Here is a 22,096-nt window from a genome sequence, read left to right on the forward strand (position 1 = left end):
ATATATATCTTATTACAACAATTATCGTATAAAACAAAAACTGGGAGGAATGTCACCGGTTGAATACCGGATCAATTCCTCCCAGAAAATAGCATAACCATCTTCCAATTTTAGGGGTTCAGGTCAGTGTCCTTTTTTTGCTCTTAGAATAATCTTTCAAAGAAGTTCAAAATTGGGTTCTTTGAGTAGTTACTTTTTCTTTTTAAAGATAGATTGAATATAAAAAACGGTTCTAACAATATTCCAAATGCTCTTGCGGTCTCCTCAGACGTGTGAGAATGCTCATATTCATAAATAGCTGGGTACCTGGTCCTTATTCTTTCCTGTGAGACGCGTCCTACGCCCTTCTCGATAATTAGGATTATGTTTTTTAGCATATTTTTTACCTTCTTGGGTTCTATTTACAATCATATCTCTTTCCATTTCAGCAACAGCTAGCAAAACGGTTGTCGTAAATTTTCCAATCGATGAATTATCAGATATATCGTAAAATGAGAAATCATCATTTTAATGATAATAAAAGTTCGGTTACTATGGTTCTAAATGGACATCACTTTTTTCAATGGATATATCCAAAATTTATATCTCAACAAATATTTTATTTCATCATATAATATACAACTTTACAAAATATTAAGCAGGGCAACCAATAAAGGGCGTGTTTTTATTGGGTCAAACTGAAAAAGTAGGTTTATCGGATGTGTGTGTGAAGTAAAATTATCAAAGTGAATGCGAGCTGAAATGTGATGCCGGTAAATCCGATGAATTACGGAGAAGTAGAAACATGACAGCTTATTTATTCTTCTATATTTCAATTATTGATAAAAATCAATGAACATCAAATATAGGAGAAGTGCTGTCTGCTCCGCACAATCCCCCTCTAAACTGACCGAAACGTCACTTCATATCAATTACATAGTTAAAAAAACAAGATCAACACTCGTTTTATTTGAATATTGCTCTTGTTTTTATTTTTTTATATTATTATATTTGTCTTTTCTGAAGATAAATAAAGTTATAATTAAACCTATAATCATTGTTATTGAATATAATATAAATCCTTTATTTGCTCCATATGAGTCCATTATGTTTCCTAATGCTTTAATTAGTAGTATTTGTAATAGTATACTTATTATGTTCCAGATTGACATTAATTTCCCTATACTTTTTGAATTCACTGTTTTCATTGTCAATGTGTTAATAATGATACGTATACTTGGACCTATAATTCCTAAAATAAATAATAGTGTATAAGATATTATTATGCTTTTATTTATTGACAATATTACACCAATAATTATTGAACAAATGAAAATATATTTTACTATATTTGTTTCCTTTATTTTTTTATATAGATATGATACTAATACTCCTGATAGAATTGCTCCAATTCCATACATCATGTCTATTGATCCATAAATTATAGAATTTCCTTTTAAAATTTCTGTTACATATCCTGGCAAGATTGTATTTATTTCATTTGCTCCAACGAAAGGTATATATAATACTATACCTATTAATAATAGGTATATGTAATTATTGCTGTAATTACTATATTTATTATTAATATTATTTTTGTTTTTCTTATTGTTCGAATGTTTTTTTAAAGTTATTGATAATAATGTAGATATAAATGATAATAAAAGTATCAAATACAGTATTTTTAATATATTTGTGTATTTTAAAAGTATTCCTGAAATTAATCCAGACGAAAATAGACCAATTTGCATTATAGTTTCCGATAATGAATTATTTTTATTTAATTCTTCTATATTTGATATATTCTGAATAAATTTCTTTGAAGCTGGGAAATAAATATTCCAGCTAATTCCGTTAGCTAAGGCTATAATAAATAGCCCAATTTTTATATCCTTAAATAAGGTACAACAAATTATACTCGATAAGATCATTAATGTTTTTATCAATAGAGATATTTGTATAATCTTATTTTCCTTTATTTTATCAATTATTGGAATTATTAATACAGTAATTAATAGCCCTGATAATAGATTTGTATTTGTTAAGTTTGATACTAAGCTATTAGATTTATACCAGCTAATAGCATACCAACTAATGGCGGATAACATAACTCCTGAACTAAATTGAGAGAGTAAGTCCGCAGAGAGGAATCTGTAATATTCTTTCATAAAAATTTTCACATCTTTTTTTATTTCCAATAGTAATTAAAGAAATTTTGTTCTTTGTTATTTAGCTTAAACATATTTTTATCTGAAAACTTTCTTGAAAAGTATTCAATAGCCGCTATTTTTAAATCGCTTGTTTCCATTAGCTCTACATATTTTTTTATTAAACTATTATTTTTATTATTTAAAAATAGATTGTAAATAAACAACATTTGAGAAAAATTCCTAAATAAATCATCTTTTATTTTATTCACTTCTGTCCATGTTTTTGATATATCTTTATCATTTCTCATATTTTTTTCTAAATTAAATATGTTTTCTAACATAATATCAAATTTTTCAAAAGGTGTATTAAATTTTAAAGTGGGCACATCGAAGTCATATATAGTTTTTGGATTAATATTATTTTTTAAAATGTTACCTGCTTTTTTATAATGTCTACTATATAAATGAATTGTACCAGTGTACCAATTCATATGACCAACTTTATCATTAGTCCAATATGACATGCATTGTAATAATACACTCCACTCAAAAGTATTAATACCACCAAACCCCCATATTGCATCATTTGCTCTTACAGCTACATCTAAATTTAATTTATTATCTCTATTCATAAAATGTAGCCAATTATTACATGGAATGTCTAATGAATCTACATAGTCTATTTCAGGATCAAAAATAGACATAACTGCTCTTTTGGTGTTTTTATCTTCCTTTATTCTGCTAATAACACTTTTAAATTGATCTACACCGTGCCAATTTCTAAGTCTTGGACCATAAGCAGCTCTCCAAATTTTCCCATCATCTGAAAAGTCAACCGCTCTAGGTAAATATCTTTGCAAATATTCCATATCATTATGTCCCGCTAAGACCCATATTGTTTCAGCAATAAGAGCAAAAATATTGTTACCTCTATTGTGCAATAAAATAATACGTTCACTTGGGTGGGAAATAATTTCTAAATTAGCTAATATTTCTTTCTGTTCAAAACCTCTTGTGCATACTATTTCACCATTTTTGTCAATCTTATCTAAAACATTTATTAAAGCAGTAGTTTCATTTTTTGTATTTGACATTTTAAAAAACCTTCTTTTCTAAATAAGATAAAGCTTCATTTATATTTTTGTAGTGATATATATTGTTAAAATATTCAGTTCCTTCTATCATTGCAGAAAGTTGTGATTTACTATCATTGTGTAAAATAATAACTGGAATATTAAATTTTTCAGCATAAGATAATTCATATCCCACACCTATACTAGAAACAGATGTTTCTGCTACTAAAATATCACTACTTTTTAACCACCTTATGTCTCTATTTCTGATATAACTATTAGATAGTTGATTCTGACCTTTTATAGACAAAGAATAGTCACCAACATGTTCAGTTAAAACATCACCTTTTGTTTTTAGATATTTAATTATATTGTTATAAACCGAAACATCTTCTCTGCCACCTCTTATTGATCCTGCAAAATAAATTTTCATAATTATTCCCTCTTTATTAAAAAAATAGTTCTTTTTCAAATTCTTTTTTTATGTTTAAGGGGATCTTAATGTCTCCCTTTTTTTGAAGATTATTAATGTATAAGTAAATTTTTTCTAGACTTTTACCTTTAAACAGAGCCTTCCAACTTTTTTCTCCATTATGATATGTTACATTTTGTATACTTATGACTTTTTTTAGTTTTTTATAATTTTTATAAAAATTTTCAGAAACACTATCTAATGGAATTTCAGCTATAATAAAATTATTTATTTTTTTATTTATGTTCTTTTTTGTAATATTTGAATTTATTAGCCATGAAAATGTATTTATATTAGATATTGATGATGATAGATTTGTCATTCCAGAAATTCTAGGGTTAATTTCAACAAATTTAAATTCTTTCTTTTCTACAATAAATTCAAACTCAACAGATCCTTGTAATTTAAGTTTCTTAGTTATTTCTGTAATTTGTTTAGTGATCTTATTATATATATCATTATCAATTACTATGTTTCCATATCTTAAATGTCCAAAGGGCATTAAAGCTCCTCCTTCTAAAGAACATTTTTTTACCAAAGGTTGAAAAAAAATGTTCTTGTTTTTTATGAGTGCTTCCATACCGTATAGTTGACCATTTATTTTTTCTTCAATTATATAGTCTTGGTCTTTATTTTTATAAATATAATCTATAATGTCCTTATCATCATTAAATACTTTTACTCCTATAGACATAGAATTTCTTAATGGTTTTACGAATAATGGTTTCTTCATATTAGATATTGATGTTGATATTGCATCAAAATAGTATTTATAATCTTCATAATTATTATGAAGATTATTAATCATTTCTGATGAAATATGAATTGCATTTGATGTATTAAAATTCATACTTCTTAACCAAAAATTTGTATCCCACTTATTTCCTAAAAGTAAGGTAGATTTAATTGGATGCATAACCATTTTAATATTGTATTTTTTATACAAGTATTCTTTTAGCACCGCATCTCTTACAGCATTATTGTCAGGTAAAGATATTGATACAACCAGATCAGGTTTCCATTTGAATATCTTATATGCTAATTCTTCAATTTTAATATTTTTATCAAACGTTTCTATGTTTTCTGATAAAGAAGGATCGTCTAATTTGTTTCCAGAATAATATATTTTAAAATCAATTTTATTGTTTTTTATAAAATCATTTTTTAGTTGTGATATTGTAGGCTCTGCTTGTTTTATATCTATAGATCTTATAAATGCAATTTTTTTCAACATAATCACTCCCTAATCACTTTCTAAAAATAATTTATTACTTTCAATGTTCAATTTATTAATTAATTGTAAATAGCTATCGGCATAAGTTGAAATATGACCAATTCTAGACATATTATCGTGAGTGGGATTGATTATGTCTCCCTTTTTTGAATATATTAATAAACTGGTATCATTTGATAATTGCTTAGTACAAGATATTTTTTTAAATTTGATTTTTTTATTTGTTGTTATGAAATTTATACCTGCAAAACCTTCCTTTGTATGTTTTATATTAATGTCATTTCCCATAACAGATTCTATATATAATTTTGCTTCATTAATTCCCAATGCTTTTTCTAATAAATCTGGAATAAAGTCTCCTGGCAACCTTGCTCCTATTTCAATTATTCTTGGGCCATTATTAGTGATTATTAATTCTGCATGAGCTACTCCATTAATAAAACCCATTACCCTCATTGCTGAAAAAACATTATCTAGTATTTCAAATGATTTATATTTGTCTATAGGGGCTGGGATTATATGACCTAATTCTGCAGAATATTTACCCTTTGTAGTTATTTTTTCTGTAAAAGCTAATAAATGAAATTGTCCTTTATTAGCAATAACTTCGACACTAATTTCAGGACCTACAAGTATTTCTTGGCATATTATTTTACTATTCAACTTAAATCCATGTGGGAACTCGGTATCATTTTCTTTTATATTTTTAATAGCTAGATCAAGTTCCTTTTTATTATTAACTTTAATAACGCCAAAAGAACCTGCATTATTACTTGGTTTAATTAAAATAGGGAAATCTTGTATTTTTACGCTTTTTGAACTTGATATAGTAAAAGTTTTTGGGCTAGGAATATGATACTTTTTAAAAAGCCTGGACATTAGCAATTTGTCTCTGAAAACTTCTACATTTTTATAATTATTTGTTGGAACATTTAATAAATGAGCTAATGAAATAGCCCAATCTGAGAAAAATTCAAAACCTGAAACTACACCATTAATTCCATAATTTTTAACTGTTTTGAAAATATCTTTTATATTCTCTTCTCTATTATTAAAATTACAAAAAACATATTCATCAATATTATTTTTTAAATCCTTCGGATAGATTGTCTTAAACAAATTCTCTGATGTTACTGCTATAACATAAATTCCCATATTTTTAGCAGTATTCACAATTTTAATACCTGACGTTGTATTTGGTTCGAATATTAATAATCTTTTCATTTTATTTTCTCCGTATAAATTTTAAATTCATCAATTACTCTTTTTATATCTTTTTTAATCGTAATGAAATCTCCTATGAATAAAAATCTTCCTGAGTTAAAATAATATCCTCCATTTTTTGTTAATTTTTCACCTATATTTGGAGAAATTTGATACTTGATAGTTTTAATATTATTAATTTTAGTTACCTTATTAACAATACAAGGAGCATTATTTGGAACAGGGAACAATAAATAACCGCCGGATTTTTCTTTCCTTATAGGTCTTTCATCTATATTTTCTAATAGCTGTGTTTTTAGAAGTATTTTTACAAGATCTATTCCGAAAACTTGCTTATATAGTGGAACAATTTCTCCTCCACCTTGTCTTGCTCCAACTTCTAAAAAAAATAAGTTACCATTGTGATATATAAATTCTAAATGAAAAACACTATTTTTGAGTCCTAATGTTTTCAGTACATCTTTTGTAAAATTAAAAACTTTTAAATCAAAATTTTTATCCAAAATTAATTGAGAACCTAAGGGTGAATTATTTGTTTCATACTGTAATGGAGTATTTATATAACGAGAAGGTTTACAGAATTTTAGTTTTCCTTTACTTACATATCCATCTACATGATAAATATCTCCACTTATATATTCTTCAAATTCATAATTTTCAATATTTTTACAATGAGTAATAAAACTCAAAAGTTCATTAGAATTTTTAACAATAGTTACACCTTTACTGGAATTACCATTTTTGGGTTTTAAAACTATTGGATAATTGAAGTTATAATGTTCGATGTATTTTAATTCTCCAAATTTTGGATAAAAAATATTAGTGTTCTTTAAAGCCTTTTTCATGTAAGTTTTATTTGTAAATTTTTTGGATGTATCATAATCCATACCTTTAATTCCAAAGTCTGTTCTAAGGTGCCCTGCATTAGCAATATCGTTTTCAGACATTGCAATAATTAGTTCAATTTTGTCTTTAATTAGTATATTTTCTACAGCCTTTTTTAGAGAAGAATAATTGTTTAAATCATCTAAAACAATATTTTTAGCGTTATGATCATACTGATTCACGTACTGACTTCCATCTTTATTTGTAATATAAATTATATTTCTATTTTTTATAATTTTTGAATAGTCACAAAAGTTATCTAACCATCTGTTTATAATAACAACGCTCATATTAATTGACCTCCAATATATAAGATAAAACTACTTTTAAAGTATGCTAAAACTTAAATTAAATAAAAGCAACTTAATTATAATTTTTTTAATGTTTTTAATGTTTTTATAATATATAATTAATTTTACTTATATTAAATGTTTTGATAGTAGAATATTCATGTATCATAATATACTAAACAACACCCCACCATTGCCTTATTGGCAGTGATGGGGTGTTGTTTTTGTTTAAATGGGTGTATTGCATAGCAAATTATCACACCTATTACTTTCCGCTATCTTTAAAAATTGAATTTACATAGAAAACCGTTCTAACAGATATTCCAAATGCTTTTGCGGTCTCCTCAGCCGTGTGAGACTGCTTATATTCATAAATAGCTGGGTACTTGTCCTTATTCTTTCCTGTGAGACGCGTCCTGCGTCCCTCTCGGTAATTAGGATTATGTTTTTTGGCATATTTTTTGCCCTCTTGGGTTCGATTTACAATCATATCTCTTTCCATTTCGGCAACAGCTAGTAAAACGGTTGTTGTAAATTTTCCAATCGATGAATTATCAATAATTCCAAGATTTAAAATATTGATCTTAATGTTTTTGTCTTGTAATTCGTTAAGTACATTAAGAGCTTCTCTGGTATTTCTAGCTAGTCGATCTAGTTTAGTAACCACCAAAGTATCATCTGATTTTAAAGTATCTAATAACTTTTGGAATCCTACTCTATCCGTACTAGTACCAGTGTATTTATCAGTGTAGATGTTCTTTTTTAATACACCATTATCCCTAAGATCCTGGATTTGATTATCTAGCGATTGACCTAAGGTGCTAACCCTTGCATATCCATATTGCATTATTATCATTTCCTTTTTATCTTTTCTTTTTTTAATTAGAAAGTTATATAAAACCAATCGATTTATTTAATGATTATTTATATTTATTAAAATTTTATAATGTGATTTTCATGATATACTAATAGATGTTATTAGAGATTGTTTAATAACAATATAAAATCATTGCTGAAAGAGGGTCTTTATAATGAAAAAAACTCTTAAAACTACTATTTACAATATTGGTATCCTATCGTTATCAGCTACTACTTTAGCAACTGTTGCAGTAACTTCTACAGTTAATATTGTAAGCGCAAATGAAGTAAGCAGAAGTGTACCAAAAAATACAAATAAAGCTCAAACATCATTATCTACTAATATTAGTGTTGGTTATAAATTCAGCAATGATAATAATTATAACCAATTTGTACAAAAATTTAATAGTTCAATCTACTTAACAAATGATGGTGAATACAAAATTAATTACTCATCTTTACCATCAAACGCAAGTAAAGATGAAATTAAAGAACTAAAGAATATTATTAAAGATCAAAATAAAAACATTGTTCAAAGTAAGATGTATAACGACGTGCTCGTTCAAAAATCTTCTAAGTCTGTTGTTACAGTTCCTGAAGTAAAAGAAGATGATGATAATCTTTCCTACAGATTTAGATTCCATGAAGGTAAGACATATGTTCGCAATTATTGGTGGGGACAAAGGGTTCATGTTTCAAAATCAGATCTTCACAAAATAGGTAGAATCCTTTCACAAGTTGGAGTGTATGCAGGATGGGGTACTGCAGTCACTGCAGTTGTTCCGACTTTACAAGGAGTAACAGCGTCACTTGGACTTTTTGCTGCTATTGCACAAGCTCTAGGAAAGTCCTTGGAGGATATGCCTGGTGGAATTGCATTTAATCATTCACCATTTGTGGAATATTGGAGTGTTAACTTCCAATAGGATAAAAATTTCGTCTATGTGTTTAAAGGTGGTATAAAAATGAACAATAGAATATTTGCATTCGTCAATTTAATAATCATATCTGTATTATCGATATTGTATTTTATTGTTGATTATCCGTATAAAAATGTTATTTTATTAATTCTATTTATCCTTAATATTATTGGACTATTAATAAATCATATGAATCGAAAAAAGAATAAATAGTTTGAAGATAAGACACCTATTTCTAAAGGGGTGTCTTATTTATATATGTAGTCCTGAAACGTTTTTGTCAAATTCGTATTGTTAAAATACATTTATTGCATAACTTATTTGCATGCGAAAAGTGCCTATCAATGGCATCATAAGCACTATGCAAATAATTATTAATTTATTTGCACAATTTATTTAATCAGTGCTTGGTTATTATTATAAATTCTTTGTTTTCAGTATCTCTTTTTATTGTTATATCTTCTTATATAATTTATTTTGCAATTTGATAAATGATCTATCCAAACCTTGAATAGGTACCTAATCATAAGATATATAAAAAGCATGATGTCTATTATATTTTGTACAGTTAATAGATATCATGCTTAAAAAATATATTTAATTTTTACTAATTAAATTATTTCTTTTTATCGTTATCGTTCATATTCAAACGCGTTATATGACTTATCATTAATATTATAATCACTACAACAATAATAGCTATAATGTTCTGACTTGAAGAAAAATTAAATTTACCTGATAAATATCCAGCAGAAGCAGCAACTAAGAATGTAAGTACAAGGTCTACTGCAATAAATATTTTTCTATTTCTTTTTAAAGACTTGTTTAATTTCAAAATGAAATCCTCCAAAAAAATAATTATGTAACTCACACAAAGTATCATAATTTTGAAATCATTGTCCAATAAGCTTTTACATAAGATCATTATAGAATTATTTGCTACTTAAATTAAAATATTTTTTATTTTTTGAATATTTATACATATAAAGACGCAGACCAGTAATTAAGTGATCTACACCTTTTGCGTTCTCCATAATTAGTTTACTGAGATATTACTTTTTGCATTTATATAGAACAAACGTTCTTCAGAATATAGAGAAACCGCGTCAAATCTGATAAAATAGGGTTATTATCAAATCTTAAAAAGGAAGTTTAGACGTGAAAATCAGTCACTTCATTCGTCGATTTATATGTATCCTAATTATATTGAAAATAATCGACATCGTGGTAGCCATGGTGCACCTATCAAAGGTTTACAATCAGCTGACAGCACTGTGCATCGCATTTACCCTGCTTGTCATTGGCTACTGCATCCTACCAAAATCAGACAAAAACTTTATTAAAACCATCAAAAACAACCTCAGTCGTCATCAAACATATACGTTTAAAAAGACACCCGTCGTTTCAAATCAGATGACGTATCAAAATCAATCCGTCGACATTTCCAGACAGAAATACCAGGCCCAAACGACGCCCTATCTAAACGAACTATCAATGTTAAAGCGTCAATTAGACGAGATGAACGAACGCATTGAGTCGCAAAAGGCCTACCGTAATCAGTTGAGTAAGCAAATCAATGAACTCAACATCAAATACCAACAGCTAAATGAGTTAACTGAAAAACACGATATCCTAGTAGAAGACATCAAGCGTCTCCAAGACCAAAGAGATCAACTAGCAGACGCCCATGTGACCGACGAGTATCAATCATTTATGGATTATCAATCCAAACAAAAACTGGCCACAATTGATAACTTCGACGGTTATCAGTTTGAGACATTTACCTGTGACTTGCTTAAGGCACTTGGTTTCTCAGATATCAAACGCACTCAGGGTAGCAGCGACTTCGGTGTCGACGTCTACGCCAAAAATGGTGACACCAGTTATGTATTTCAATGCAAACTATACGCCAGTCCCGTCGGCATTAAGGCGGTCCAAGAGGCCAACTCAGGGCGTAGTTACTACAATTCTAAGAAGGCCGTGGTCATTACCAACAGCTACTTCACCCCTCACGCCATCTCAGCGAGCGAAAAGTTAGACATCGACCTATGGAATAGAGATAAGCTAGCTAGTTTAATTGCTGAAGCAAATGTGTAACACTATATACGTAGAATAAAAGTTAAATTTTTGCCTAAAGTTTAACTTTTTTAAATCTTTTTTAGTGAAAATAGGTTATTATATTCATTAAATCACTTAAAAAAAATAAACATAAAAGGTATAATGTAGACATTATATAAATTTTATTAAGAAACGGGGAATGTTCTGTTGGATAGTGGTGCGATATTCTTTCAAATCGTTATTGTATTGATTGCATTCTTCTTCGCCGCTTACTTTGTTGCCTGTGAATTTGCCTTAGTGCAAACCAGATACAGTATGTTGGAAGAAGAAGAAGAAAATAAGGGTAAGTCAAAGAAGCTTGCTCGTGAAATGCACATGATCACTAACCTAAATGACTATTTATCAACCACCCAAGTGGGTGTATCCGTCTGTGGTATCATCATGGGTTGGGTTGGTGAAAGTCTTATCGTTGACGCCATTTTTGATTTACTTGAATTAAAATCTGGATGGGTCACTGCTGGTACCGCTCACGCCATTGGTGGTGTAATTGGTATCTTGATTCTTACCTATTTAGAAGTGGTGTTTACTGAAGTTGTACCTAAGAACATCAGTATCGCCATGCCTAGAAGAATTCTAGGTTACGTGGCTACTCCACTTCATTACTTCCACACAATTTTCTATCCTGGTGTATGGGCTATCAACGTCAGTGCTGCTGGTGTTGTTAAGTTAATGGGTCTTAAGATGACAGACGAAAGTGACGAATCAATGTCACAAGCTGAAATCCTAAGCATCTCAAAGGAAGCCGTTGAAAATGGTGATCTTGAAAAATACGATTACCTATACATGCAACGTGCCTTCGACTTTAACGATAAAGTTGCCAAAGACATCATGATTGATAGAACTCAATTGACTGTTATGGACATCAATACTTTAGTAGACGATGCCATCACAGTATACCTACAATCAAAATTCAGTCGTATCCCAGTTGTTATCGATAACAACAAAGATAACATTCTAGGTTACGTTTACTGTTACGACCTTGTTCGTCAATCAAGAGTGAACTCAAACATTCCAGTTGAACGTCTAATTCGTGATATTGGAACTGTTCCTGAAACAATGAAGATTACTGAAGTGCTTCAAAAGATGATTACTATGAGAACTCCTATTGTTGTCGTAGTTGATGAATATGGTGGTACTTCAGGTATTATTACTGATAAAGATATTTATGAAGAACTATTCGGTACTGTTCGAGACGAAATCGATCCAGCAACCAATGAATACGTCTTCAAGCAACCTAAGGGTACTTACCAAGTAAGTGGTAAGATGACTACTTATGATTTTGAACGTTACTTCAAGACTGAAATCAAAGACTTCAGCAAATCAGATAGTGTTACCCTTTCCGGTTACTTTATCGACAATAACCCAGGTATTCAAATCAAACCTGGTACAGAATTCAAGGTAGATACTTTCACATTTAAGGTATTACACTTTGAAAACTCATTTATCGATTTATTCGAAGTAGACGATTTACGTGATAACCACGAGGCTATGGCTGAAAAATCATCTGAAGAACAAAAAGATGAAGAAAGTAAAGACTAATATATAATTTTTAAATCTGTTAGAATATATTCCTAACAGATTTTTTATTTTGCCTTGAAAGGAAGCTAAACATTGAAACCAATTAGAATCCTATATATTTCAGTGGCTGGTAACACGCGTAACTTTGTGACCAACTTACAAGAATATGCTAAAAACGTACATAATGACGACGACAATAACCCGTTAATTGAGTTAGAGGAAATCACTGATCAATCAGACTTCGCTGATGAAACCGGCAATTTCTTCGCATTCGTTCCTACCTACCTAGATGGCGGCAACGGCATTGATAACGGCGTCAAAGAAATGATGACCAACACTTTAGGCGAATACATCGACTACAACGACAACGCTAAATACTGCATTGGGGTTATCGGTTCTGGTAACAAGAATTTCAACGAGCAATACTGTCTAACTGCCAAACGTTACGCTAAACAATTCAACGCACCATTTGTGACCGACTTTGAACTTCGTGGAACTGATCGAGACGTGGTCAGAGTCTATGATGAATTAAAACAATACGATAAATAAAAAAGGATTCGTTTCATATCGAAACGAACCCTTTTTTATTTTGATTATTCTGTTTTACGACTGATAATCATAACCGAGAATAATGCGATTAGCATTAAGACGGTAACGAAGATGAACAATGGATTGTAGCCAAAGCCTTCAACAAACAATCCGGCAAATAGTGGACTGATTGCACGGCCGGCTGACATCAACGCATTGAACATCCCTTGATACTTACCCTTTTCCGACTTGGTCGATAGTTGATCAATCCAAGCTGGCACATCAGGTAGTCCCAACATTTCACCAAATGTTAGGAAAATCATGATGGCTAAAAAGACTGGGAAAGTCTTTGCGTAAACTAGGAAGTAAAACGAAATTGCGAAGATGAATACTCCCAAGAAAACTTGGTGATTTAAATGAATTTTTAGTCGTTTACTTACGTAATTTAATATAGGTTGTCCAAATACAATCATTAGACCATTAACTGTCCAAAGCATTGAGTATGCTTCAAACGGAATCCCCATTTTAACCATGTGGACTGACATGACGCTTTCCCACAATGTATAACTCAAGTAGACGGTAAATACCATGATACAGATTGGATAGATTAGTCGAACGTTGGACTTAATAATCCCCTCTTTTTCTTCCTTGATTTCTTCTTTTGGAATACTGTTATCGTAGTCTGAAAAGTCGATGTTGAAGTATACAAAAGTAAGCAACCATAGCAAGATGTAAAATACCGCTGCGGTCATAAAGACAATGGCGACACCGTATTTTAGTAGGTATCCAACCATCGCAGTTCCGATTACGACCCCGATGTTTAATCCAACATATAGGATGTTGAATACCGTTCTGGTGTCCTTACTCTTAACGTTGGTAGCATATGAGTTTAGAAGTGTTAGGTTAATCCCATCTCCAAACCCTAAAACTACCATTAGAATCGCAAAGGTAGGCCATCCATGAAAGAAAATTAATGCTAAAATGGCGGACGTCGAGACGGTAATACCAATCAAGGCCGCTTTGTACGCTGACCAATGATCAAATAGATAACCCCCGATGTAATTACCAATAATGGTAAAACCGGAAATAAATAGTAATGATACCCCCGACACTAGTAGTGACTTATGTAAATAGTCATCGATATACATCGTTACTAGTGGCCACATGAATGCAGCACCGGAATTTAACAGTAGTGAATAGAAAAATACTAAACGAAGTCCTAATTCTGTTCTTTTCTTCATGAATCCTCCCCCTTATTCAAATGTTCTAACAACAATTATAATTCATTTGAGAGCATAATATCCATTAAGAGATGTTTAAATTATTAAATTTTAGTAAAGCGTTTACATTTCTTTTGTGCTATGGATTAAAAACACTTTTTTAATTTAGCATGGTGTTATATAATAGCCTTGTATTATTAACCGAAAATGAATATATTTCATTTGATTCGTTAAAATTTTTCTATAAGGAGTGACGGTAATTGGCAACAGCAACTCGTGCCTTGTTCATGCTTTTTGGTGCAACAGGTGACCTAGCTAAACGTAAATTATATCCATCTATTTTTAACCTATACAAAAAAGGTTACGTAGATAACGATCACTTTGCATTAATCGGTACTGGTCGTCGTGAATGGAGCGACGAAAAGTTCCGCGAAGTAATCTTGGACTCTGTAAGCGCCAACGCTGACAGCGAAGAACAAGCAAAAGCTTTCGCTAGTCATTTTTACTACATGTCACACGACGTAACTAATCCAGAACATTACGACGCATTAAGTGACTACGCAAACAAGTTAGACCAACAATATGATATTGAAGGAAATCGTATCTTCTACATTTCCATGGCTCCTAACTTCTTTGGAACTGTAGCTAAAAACTTAAAAGCCCACAATTGTTTATCAGACAATGGCGGTTTCAACCGTTTAATTATCGAAAAACCATTCGGACGTGACTACGACACAGCTGAAGAATTGAACAATGCTTTGGCTAAATCATTTAACGAAAACCAAGTTTACAGAATTGATCATTACTTGGGTAAAGAAATGGTTCAAAACATTATTGCATTACGTTTTGGGAACCCACTAATCGAAGGTATTTGGAACAACAAGTACATTGACAACATTCAAGTAACCCTTGCTGAAAAGCTAGGTGTTGAAGAACGTGCCGGATACTATGATGGTTCAGGTGCCCTACGTGATATGGTACAAAACCACACTATGCAAATGCTTACTATTCTTGCAATGGAAGACCCTATTTCATTCAAGGACGTAGACATCCGCAGAGAAAAGATTCGTGCACTAAGAAGCATGCATGTTTACACTGAAGACGAAGCTCGTCAAAACTTCGTTCGTGGACAATATGGTGCAAACGGTGACCAAAGAGATTACCGTCACGAAGACAACGTTCCTAACGATTCAATTACCGAAACTTACGTTGCCGGTAAAGTATTGTTCGAAAACAAACGTTGGAAGAACGTTCCTTTCTACATCAGAACTGGTAAGATGCTAACTGACAAGTTTACTAGAATCGATGTTGTATTCAAGAAACCGCTAGTAGACATCTTTGCAGCTGCTAAAGGAACTGAAAGCGAATTAAACAACAACGTGCTTACTTTATTCGTAGACCCTGTTAACAAGATCATCCTACGTCTAAACGGAAAGCAAGCTGGTCAAGGTATGGAAATGCAACCACTAGACTTAACTCACACTCAAAGTGATGAAGAAAAGGCTGCTACTCCAGAACCATACGAACGTTTAATCCACGATGCTATCTTAGGTAACGCTACTAACTTTGCCAGTTGGGACGAAGTAAGTCGTGCTTGGGAATTCGCCGATGTTATCAGACACGTTTGGGATACTGACAAACCAGACTTCCCTAACTACACACCAGGTTCAATGGGACCTGATGCTGCCGACGAATTACTAGCTCGTGATGGCAGAGCTTGGGTTTTTAACTCAAAAAAATAATTTATATGACATTTAATCATTAAAATGTTAAAATCTAAGTGTATATTTATACACAATTTTCTTTAAAAAGGAAGGTTTATAATGGCTGACTCAAAAGCAAACATTGGTGTTGTTGGAATGGCTGTTATGGGTAAGAACTTAGCCCTTAACATTGAAAGCCGCGGCTTCACTGTAGGTATTTTTAACCGTTCAGCTTCAAAGACTGAAGCGGTAATGAAGGATCACGCAGACAAGAACTTGGTACCAAGTTACTCTGTTGAAGATTTTGTTAACTCACTAGAAACTCCACGTCGTATCGTTATGATGGTTAAGGCTGGTAAGCCAACTGACGCAACTATCGACTCACTATTACCTTTATTAGACAAGGGTGATATCTTAATTGATGGTGGTAACACTAACTTCCATAACACAATCGAAAGAAACGCTAGACTAGATGCATCTGGTATCAACTTTATTGGTATGGGTGTTTCTGGTGGTGAACTAGGTGCTTTACACGGTCCATCACTAATGCCTGGTGGTCAAAAAGAAGCATACAAGCTAGTTGAACCTGTTTTAACTCAAATCGCTGCTAAGGCTAGCGATGGTAAGCCATGTGTTGCTTACATCGGACCTAACGGTGCAGGTCACTACGTAAAGATGGTTCACAACGGTATTGAATACGGTGATGAACAATTAATCGACGAAAGTTACGACATTCTTCGTAACGGTGCCGGTATCGACATTGACGAATTAGCTGATATCTTCAAGGAATGGAACAAAGGTGAACTAAACAGTTACCTAATCGAAATTACTGCTGATATCTTAACTAGAAAAGACGATTTAGGTGCTGACAAGAGCAAGCCTATCGTTGACATGATCTTAGACCGTGGTGCTAACAAGGGTACTGGTAAGTGGTCATCAGAAGATGCCATGGAAGTTGGTACTGACCAATCAGTTATCACTGAATCAGTATACGCTCGTTTCATCTCAATGCTAAAAGACGAACGTCTTGCAGCAGCTAAGGTATTAAACGGTCCTAAGGCTTCAGACATCATCAACGATGACGAAAAGAAGGACTTAGTAGAACGTGTACGTAAGGCTCTATACTTCGGTAAGATTATGAGTTACGCTCAAGGTTTCGAACAACTACGTTTCGCTTCAGAACAATATGACTGGAACTTGAAGTTCGGTGAACTAGCTCAAATCTGGCGTGAAGGATGCATTATTCGTGCCCAATTCCTACAAAACATTACTGACGCTTTCGAAAAGGATGAAAACCTAACTAACCTATTGTTAGACCCATACTTCTCAGAAATCGCTAACAAGTACCAACAAGATGCTCGTGATGTTGTTGCTCTTGCAACTAAGGCTGGTATTCCAGTTCCATCACTTTCAGCAGCTGTTAACTACTACGATTCATACCGTGCTGAAGTATTACCTGCTAACTTACTACAAGCACAACGTGACTACTTCGGTGCTCACACTTATGAACGTACTGACCGTGAAGGTAACTTCCATTACCCATGGTACACTGAACAATAATATAATTATTGATCACAATAAAAAGAGACGATTAAATCGTCTCTTTTTTAATACATACTAGTTTGTAATAGTTATTAATTGCAAATCAATATAAACAGGAATATACTATAACCAATCTTGAAAAAAGAGAGGTTATTTTTTATGTCTACCGAAAAAGTCTACACAGATTATTTCTTTTACGAACCCGCTTTTAACACGCACGACGGTGGTTACATTCCTTTGGAAGAACCAAACGTGGAACAACAAAAGTTAAAGGTTCCAGAATTACTTACCCCTGACAAAGAGACCGATACTGACATGTACTACACAGTTACCTCACAAGCTGGTGAAGCACAAATTATGCCCGGTAAAGCCACTAAGACATGGGGATACAATCAAGCACTACTAGGTAAAACCATTTTATTCAAGCGTGGTAAGAACATTCACGTCACTGTTAAAAACGAATTACCGGAATTAACTACCTATCACTGGCATGGTTTAAACGTTCCCGGTGATATCGATGGTGGTTGTCACACCCCTGTCTACCCAGGTGAAAGTAAGGTTTTAAATTTCAAGTGTGATCAACCTGCAGCTACCCTTTGGTTGCATGCTCATCCATGCCCATCAACCGCCGAACAAGTTTGGCATGGCCTAGCTACCGCTGTTGTCGTCAAGGATGAACATGAAGCAACCCTTCCAATCCCACGAACTTATGGTGTCGACGATATCCCCGTTATCCTACAAGATCGTCGTTTCCATGAAGATAACCAATGGGATTACAAGGCTGATTATGACCCAGATGGCGTTCAAGGTCCTACCGCAATGATTAACGGAACAGTTAATCCATACTTTGACGTCACCACCCAAAAAGTTCGTCTTCGTCTACTAGATGGTGCCAACCGTCGTGAATGGCGTTTGCACTTCTCAGACGACCTTGAATTCACTCAAATCGCAGGTGACGGAAGCCTTTTAACCCACCCTGTTAATTTTACCCACCTAATGATTACCTGTGCCGAAAGACAAGAAATTGTTGTTGATTTCGGTCAATACAAACCAGGTGATGAAGTTGTCCTATATTCTGACGATGTCCCCATCATGCATTTTAGAATCCATGAATTCGCAGAAGATAACAGCGTTATTCCTGACACCCTATTTGAAATGAACACACCCAAAGTTACTGAGAACACACCCGTCCGAAAAGTCGTTATGTCCGGTATGGATGAAGAAGTTGCCCTAGATGGTAAGAAGTTTGATATGGAAAGAATCGATGCCAAACAAACCATGGGTAACTGCGAAATCTGGGAAGTTACCAACACCAACGACTGTGAAAACGGAATGGTCCACCCATTCCACATGCATGGTTGCCAATTTGAAGTATTGGACAGAGATGGCCATGCCCCATACCCTAATGAAACCGGTCTAAAGGACACCATCGGAGTGAACCCTGATGAAACCGTCCGCTTCAAAGCGTGGTTCGATCACCCCGGCGTATTCATGTATCACTGCCACATCATCGAACACGAAGATGGCGGTATGATGGCCCAAATCCAAGTCGATGACCCAGACCACCCACAAGAATTCCATCTAACTAAGATGGATGACTTAATGAAGGCATTCGCAAAAGAACGTGGTGTTGCCGTCGAAGACCTCGACTTAAGCGGTATGTCTTGTTACGACCACATGGAAAATATGGATCACTGTGATATGTAATCTATAGATATATTGAATCATAGAATTATAAAACTATAGAACTACAGAAATATAGAAATATAGAAATATAGAACCTAATCATTGATATGATTAGGTTCTTTTTGCATTTTGATTAGATGATGAAAAATATTTATATCAATTTATAAGTGAAATGTTGTCAAAATATAATAATTGGTGTACAATAAACATTGTAATAAAACTAGAAAAAGGAGTGAACAACATATGACTGAATTAACTTTTGATCCAGGAGCGTCGAAAGATCATTCTATCAAGGGAAAATTGATGTCAGAAGTTGTTTCAATTCTAAACAAATAGAATTGAGATGACCTTTGACAGTTAATTTTCCCGAAATCAACATAATCAATATAGATTATTTAGATGGAGAATTAACTGTTGTTGGTTATCTCAGTATCCTTTAGCTGCATGCTTAACGGTGAAACGTTAATTAACAGTGAAATGTTAGCAGCTAATAACAGTAATTTAAAATTAAATATTAATAATTGCTTGATGATGCTTCACCTTCTAGGGAACTAGTTGGGGAGGTATGGACAACAGTTTATACTACTACTAAATTTTAAGAACAGATAAACTGAGTAATTATGAGATTACACAAAAATCTTCGTTGAGTCTGCGGGGACGTAGATTTACGCCAAAGTAATTGCTACTTATCTGTATCAATATTAATTATAAAAGAGACAACTTTGTAGGTTGTCTCTTTTCTTGTGTTAAACACAAGGAAAAAGACCGGATCAAATTGATTCGGTCTTTTTATTTACGCTTTTGAAATAAGTAAGTTACGTCTATAATTTCTAATCGAATATAGGCTATTTTTAGCTTCTATGCGCTTATATTAATCTTTATGATTAATTACACAAGTAAGATGATAATTAGTTAAAAATGCCGTTTTTTAGTTTTCAGTATGGTCTAATTATTTTTTTTAAAAGACCTATCCCAAAGGAATAGGTCTTTTTTTGATTATTTATGAATTCCGATTGATTGTAAATATTTAGCTTCTTTTTCAGGATCGAATTCTTTTTCAGACTTACCAATAATCACTGTTGCTAGTGAGTTACCGATAACGTTAACTGCTGTTCTGGCCATATCGATGAAACGGTCAATTCCGGCAATGAATGTTAAACCAGAAACTGGAATACCAACAGTTGAAACGGTTGCTAATAGCACAACGAATGAAGCACCAGGAACACCGGCCATACCCTTTGAAGTAATCATTAGGGCAACAAGTAAAGTAAGTTGTTGACCAATGCTTAGGTGAATTCCGTATGCTTGAGCTAGGAATAATGCAGCAAGTGATTGATAAATTGCTGAACCATCAAGGTTAAATGTATAACCCGTTGGGATTACGAATGAAACGATTGATGGGCTAACACCAAACTTAGTCATCTTGTCGATACTTCTTGGTAGTGCAGCTTCTGAACTGGCAGTTGAGAATGCTAGTACGGCTTCTTCCTTAACCACCTTTAGAAGGTCAGTAATCTTGAAACCAAAGATTCTAGCAGCTAGTCCCATAACAACAAGTACGAATACCATCATTGTTAGGTAAGTTAATAGCACGAAGTAACTTAGTGGAGCTAATGCAGAAACACCAAGTTCAGCTAGAGTAACACCAATTAATGCACAAACACCAATTGGAGATAATTTCATGATCCAACCAGTAATCTTGAACATTACTTGTGAAACAGCGTTTAAGAAATCAACGATAATCTTACCCTTTTCACCAACTGCAGCAGTACCTAAACCAAAGAATACTGAGAATACGATGATTGGCATCATATCACCAGAAGCAATTGAGTTAAATACGTTTACCGGAATTAGGTTGATTAATGTACCCCAGATTCCAGTGTGGTTTGCAGTCTTAGCGGTAGTCATGTATTGGGTAATATCAGTAGCGTGTAATGAATGCACGTTAATGAAGTCACCAGGATGGAAAACATTACCAACAACTAAACCTAAAACAATGGCAATTGTAGTCATAATTTCGAAGTATAGAATAGTCTTTCCACCAATACGGCCTAACTTATGGATATCACCAATGTTGGCAATCCCAACAGTTAAACATGAAACAACGATTGGAACAACGATCATTTGAATCAAACGAATGAACATTGTACCAACACTTTGCATTGCAGTAATTGCAGTAGCGTTCTTGTAGAACACTAGACCTAGGATGATACCTAAAATTAAACCAATTAGGATCTGCCACCCTAGTGTTATTTTAAATTTCTTCATTACGAAGCCTCTCCTTAATATGTATTAATATAATTTTATCATAAATCACGAATAATATCCCCGTTCAATAATGAAAATGTACCTAAATAACGATAAAAGACAAACTATTTTATGTAGTTTTACGATAGTAATTCAGATATTAACATTATGGTGTGCCCTGGATTAACGAAATATCTCTATTTCCATTCAAATCCTGTAGTTAATCAAGTGTGATCAGCACACCTCTTTAATTTTATCATAAAAAGTAATGTATCGTTTTGAATGTACAAAAAAAGAGCTACCAAACGGTAACTCTTTTATAAATTGCGCGGCGACTTCCTACCCTTGCAGAGGGCGATCCCTCAACTACTATCGGCGTTTAGAAGCTTAACTTCTGTGTTCGGCATGGGAACAGGTGTATCCTTCTAGCTATCGCCACCACACTATTT

19 protein-coding genes and 1 rRNA gene are annotated in these 22,096 nt (G+C 32.7%); 8 read left to right on the top strand and 12 right to left on the bottom strand.

Translation table 11 applies throughout. From position 1 onward, the window contains the following. Nucleotides 1–4: 4 nt before the first annotated feature. Complete coding sequence (locus OEZ61_RS08235) at nucleotides 5–97, top strand: IS3 family transposase (RefSeq protein ID WP_080719905.1); 93 nt, start codon at nucleotides 5–7, stop codon at nucleotides 95–97. Nucleotides 98–288: 191 nt separating this feature from the next. Here OEZ61_RS08235 and OEZ61_RS06535 read toward each other — a convergent pair whose 3' ends face one another. The 8 genes from OEZ61_RS06535 to OEZ61_RS06570 form a co-directional block, all read right to left on the bottom strand. After that, nucleotides 289–441, bottom strand: coding sequence for a recombinase family protein (locus tag OEZ61_RS06535; protein ID WP_258924610.1), 153 nt, complete (start codon nucleotides 439–441; stop codon nucleotides 289–291). 527 nt (nucleotides 442–968) lie between these two features. Further along, nucleotides 969–2,147 (bottom strand): MFS transporter, encoded by a 1,179-nt coding sequence (locus OEZ61_RS06540; RefSeq protein WP_220382330.1) that lies wholly within the window; start codon nucleotides 2,145–2,147, stop codon nucleotides 969–971. A 20-nt stretch (nucleotides 2,148–2,167) separates the two neighbouring features. After that, nucleotides 2,168–3,223 (bottom strand): thymidylate synthase, encoded by a 1,056-nt coding sequence (locus OEZ61_RS06545; protein ID WP_220382329.1) that lies wholly within the window; start codon nucleotides 3,221–3,223, stop codon nucleotides 2,168–2,170. A gap of 1 nt (nucleotide 3,224) precedes the next feature. Next, nucleotides 3,225–3,635 (bottom strand): nucleoside 2-deoxyribosyltransferase, encoded by a 411-nt coding sequence (locus OEZ61_RS06550; RefSeq protein WP_220382328.1) that lies wholly within the window; start codon nucleotides 3,633–3,635, stop codon nucleotides 3,225–3,227. A 16-nt stretch (nucleotides 3,636–3,651) separates the two neighbouring features. Continuing rightward, nucleotides 3,652–4,905, bottom strand: a complete 1,254-nt coding sequence (locus OEZ61_RS06555) for an ATP-grasp domain-containing protein (protein WP_220382327.1) — start codon at nucleotides 4,903–4,905, stop codon at nucleotides 3,652–3,654. Nucleotides 4,906–4,917: 12 nt separating this feature from the next. Then, nucleotides 4,918–6,132 (bottom strand): ATP-grasp domain-containing protein, encoded by a 1,215-nt coding sequence (locus OEZ61_RS06560; RefSeq protein ID WP_220382326.1) that lies wholly within the window; start codon nucleotides 6,130–6,132, stop codon nucleotides 4,918–4,920. Beyond that, on the bottom strand, nucleotides 6,129–7,307 hold the full coding sequence (locus OEZ61_RS06565) for an ATP-grasp domain-containing protein (protein ID WP_220382325.1): 1,179 nt from the start codon (nucleotides 7,305–7,307) through the stop codon (nucleotides 6,129–6,131). The genes OEZ61_RS06560 and OEZ61_RS06565 overlap by 4 nt, the downstream gene beginning before the upstream one ends. Before the next feature lie 265 nt (nucleotides 7,308–7,572). Then, complete coding sequence (locus OEZ61_RS06570) at nucleotides 7,573–8,157, bottom strand: recombinase family protein (RefSeq protein WP_290047184.1); 585 nt, start codon at nucleotides 8,155–8,157, stop codon at nucleotides 7,573–7,575. Nucleotides 8,158–8,338: 181 nt separating this feature from the next. On the opposite strand from OEZ61_RS06570, the gene OEZ61_RS06575 reads away from it, so the two are divergent. Then, a complete protein-coding gene (locus OEZ61_RS06575; RefSeq protein WP_220382324.1) occupies nucleotides 8,339–9,091 on the top strand; it encodes a hypothetical protein in 753 nt (250 codons plus the stop codon). Between the two features lie 610 nt (nucleotides 9,092–9,701). On the opposite strand, the gene OEZ61_RS06580 is transcribed toward OEZ61_RS06575, so the two are convergent. Beyond that, on the bottom strand, nucleotides 9,702–9,920 hold the full coding sequence (locus tag OEZ61_RS06580; protein WP_220382323.1) for a hypothetical protein: 219 nt from the start codon (nucleotides 9,918–9,920) through the stop codon (nucleotides 9,702–9,704). Between the two features lie 323 nt (nucleotides 9,921–10,243). Between OEZ61_RS06580 and OEZ61_RS06585 the strand changes: the two genes are divergently transcribed. The 3 genes from OEZ61_RS06585 (at nucleotide 10,244) to nrdI (ending at nucleotide 13,270) form a co-directional block, all read left to right on the top strand. After that, on the top strand, nucleotides 10,244–11,182 hold the full coding sequence (locus OEZ61_RS06585) for a restriction endonuclease (RefSeq protein WP_221618710.1): 939 nt from the start codon (nucleotides 10,244–10,246) through the stop codon (nucleotides 11,180–11,182). A 168-nt stretch (nucleotides 11,183–11,350) separates the two neighbouring features. Beyond that, nucleotides 11,351–12,742, top strand: coding sequence for a hemolysin family protein (locus OEZ61_RS06590; protein ID WP_034531027.1), 1,392 nt, complete (start codon nucleotides 11,351–11,353; stop codon nucleotides 12,740–12,742). 72 nt (nucleotides 12,743–12,814) lie between these two features. Next, nucleotides 12,815–13,270, top strand: coding sequence for a class Ib ribonucleoside-diphosphate reductase assembly flavoprotein NrdI (gene nrdI, locus OEZ61_RS06595; RefSeq protein ID WP_034534600.1), 456 nt, complete (start codon nucleotides 12,815–12,817; stop codon nucleotides 13,268–13,270). A 44-nt stretch (nucleotides 13,271–13,314) separates the two neighbouring features. Here nrdI and OEZ61_RS06600 read toward each other — a convergent pair whose 3' ends face one another. Next, a complete protein-coding gene (locus OEZ61_RS06600; RefSeq protein ID WP_290047183.1) occupies nucleotides 13,315–14,490 on the bottom strand; it encodes an MFS transporter in 1,176 nt (391 codons plus the stop codon). Nucleotides 14,491–14,729: 239 nt separating this feature from the next. Between OEZ61_RS06600 and zwf the strand changes: the two genes are divergently transcribed. The 3 genes from zwf to OEZ61_RS06615 all read left to right on the top strand — a co-directional run bounded on the left by zwf (nucleotide 14,730) and on the right by OEZ61_RS06615 (nucleotide 19,421). Next, a complete protein-coding gene (gene zwf / locus OEZ61_RS06605; protein WP_034531024.1) occupies nucleotides 14,730–16,211 on the top strand; it encodes a glucose-6-phosphate dehydrogenase in 1,482 nt (493 codons plus the stop codon). A gap of 81 nt (nucleotides 16,212–16,292) precedes the next feature. Beyond that, nucleotides 16,293–17,732, top strand: coding sequence for an NADP-dependent phosphogluconate dehydrogenase (gene gndA, locus OEZ61_RS06610; protein WP_034531023.1), 1,440 nt, complete (start codon nucleotides 16,293–16,295; stop codon nucleotides 17,730–17,732). 141 nt (nucleotides 17,733–17,873) lie between these two features. Next, nucleotides 17,874–19,421 (top strand): multicopper oxidase domain-containing protein, encoded by a 1,548-nt coding sequence (locus OEZ61_RS06615; protein WP_034534598.1) that lies wholly within the window; start codon nucleotides 17,874–17,876, stop codon nucleotides 19,419–19,421. Nucleotides 19,422–20,396: 975 nt separating this feature from the next. On the opposite strand, the gene OEZ61_RS06620 is transcribed toward OEZ61_RS06615, so the two are convergent. Then, nucleotides 20,397–21,668 carry a cation:dicarboxylase symporter family transporter gene (locus OEZ61_RS06620; RefSeq protein WP_034534597.1) on the bottom strand — a complete coding sequence of 424 codons (1,272 nt, stop codon included), beginning with the start codon at nucleotides 21,666–21,668 and terminating at the stop codon, nucleotides 20,397–20,399. A 305-nt stretch (nucleotides 21,669–21,973) separates the two neighbouring features. Continuing rightward, nucleotides 21,974–22,090 (bottom strand): 5S ribosomal RNA (gene rrf, locus OEZ61_RS06625). Between the last annotated feature and the right edge of the window lie 6 nt (nucleotides 22,091–22,096).

The organism is Apilactobacillus sp. EABW-1NA, assembly GCF_030398685.1.
GTDB classification, from domain to species: domain Bacteria; phylum Bacillota; class Bacilli; order Lactobacillales; family Lactobacillaceae; genus Apilactobacillus; species Apilactobacillus waqarii.

Bases quoted from the DNA above. Each gene is read 5' to 3' on its own strand.
- OEZ61_RS06575 (WP_220382324.1), top strand. From the start codon at position 8,339: ATGAAAAAAACTCTTAAAACTACTATTTACAATATTGGTATCCTATCG.
- OEZ61_RS06615 (WP_034534598.1), top strand. From the start codon at position 17,874: ATGTCTACCGAAAAAGTCTACACAGATTATTTCTTTTACGAACCCGCT.
- OEZ61_RS06560 (WP_220382326.1), bottom strand. From the start codon at position 6,132: ATGAAAAGATTATTAATATTCGAACCAAATACAACGTCAGGTATTAAA.
- OEZ61_RS06620 (WP_034534597.1), bottom strand. From the start codon at position 21,668: ATGAAGAAATTTAAAATAACACTAGGGTGGCAGATCCTAATTGGTTTA.
- OEZ61_RS06540 (WP_220382330.1), bottom strand. From the start codon at position 2,147: ATGAAAGAATATTACAGATTCCTCTCTGCGGACTTACTCTCTCAATTT.
- gndA (WP_034531023.1), top strand. From the start codon at position 16,293: ATGGCTGACTCAAAAGCAAACATTGGTGTTGTTGGAATGGCTGTTATG.
- OEZ61_RS06545 (WP_220382329.1), bottom strand. From the start codon at position 3,223: ATGTCAAATACAAAAAATGAAACTACTGCTTTAATAAATGTTTTAGAT.
- OEZ61_RS06600 (WP_290047183.1), bottom strand. From the start codon at position 14,490: ATGAAGAAAAGAACAGAATTAGGACTTCGTTTAGTATTTTTCTATTCA.
- OEZ61_RS06565 (WP_220382325.1), bottom strand. From the start codon at position 7,307: ATGAGCGTTGTTATTATAAACAGATGGTTAGATAACTTTTGTGACTAT.
- OEZ61_RS06550 (WP_220382328.1), bottom strand. From the start codon at position 3,635: ATGAAAATTTATTTTGCAGGATCAATAAGAGGTGGCAGAGAAGATGTT.